Source organism: Streptomyces beigongshangae, from assembly GCF_019710745.1.
Classification (GTDB): domain Bacteria; phylum Actinomycetota; class Actinomycetes; order Streptomycetales; family Streptomycetaceae; genus Streptomyces; species Streptomyces beigongshangae.
Map to the genome: position 1 here is coordinate 1 of NZ_JAHKJW010000173.1, position 990 is coordinate 990.

General features: G+C 71.5%; 1 protein-coding gene. It reads right to left on the minus strand.

From position 1 onward, the window contains the following. The coding region (locus KM933_RS38675; RefSeq protein ID WP_221362354.1) for a beta-ketoacyl reductase at window positions 1-990 on the minus strand (990 nt) is incomplete at both ends.

A 990-nucleotide genomic window follows, 5' to 3' on the forward strand; every position in this document is an offset into this window, starting at 1 on the left:
CACCAGACCCTCGGCCCGACGCCGCGCCGCCAACGCGTCCAGGAACACATTGGCCGCCGCATAGTTGCCCTGCCCGGCCGTCAGCACCAGACCACCGGCCGAGGAGAACAACACGAACGCCGCCAACTCGACGTCGGCCGTCGCCTCGTGCAGCCACCACGCCGCATCCGCCTTCGGACCCAGCACCCCATCCAGACGCTCCGGCGACAGCGCACCGACCAGACCGTTGTCCCCCACACCGGCCGCATGCACCACCGCCAGCAGACCACGACCGGCCACCAGCGAACCCACCAGAGCCCGCACCGCACCCCGGTCGGCCATGTCACAGGCCAGCACCTCCACCGCGGCACCCAACCCCCGCAGCTCCGCCACCAGCTCCCCAGCACCCGGCGCATCCGGGCCACGCCGCGAAGTCAGGACCACATCCCGCACCCCACGCTCAGCCACCAGATACCGCGCCACCACAGCACCCAGACCACCCGTACCACCCGTGACCAACACCGCACCCGCACCATCCCACGACGGCACATCATCGGCTGTCTCACCCGCGATACGCGCAAGGTCCGTCTCCGGCAGGCGCGTCAGCCTGGGCACCCGTACCGCACCACCACGCACCGCGACCTCGGACTCACCCGAAACCACCGCCGCGACCGCCGTGTCCACATCGGCCGACGCATCCGATTCCAGGTCGAGGTCCACCAGGGCGAAGCGTCCGGGGTTCTCCGCGAGCGCCGCGCGCACCAGACCCCACACCGGAGCCTGCACCACATCACCCGCAGCAACCGCACCACCGGCACCCACCGGCATCGCGCCCCGCGTCACCACCACCAGGCGCGAACCCGCGAACCGCTCCCCGGCCAGCCACTCCTGCACCACACCCAGCACACGGTCCAGCACCGACCGCACACCAGACGGCACATCGACCGAACCGTCCGGCACACCACAGTCCAGCACCACCACACCCGGCACCGCACTCCCGACGGCCTCGGC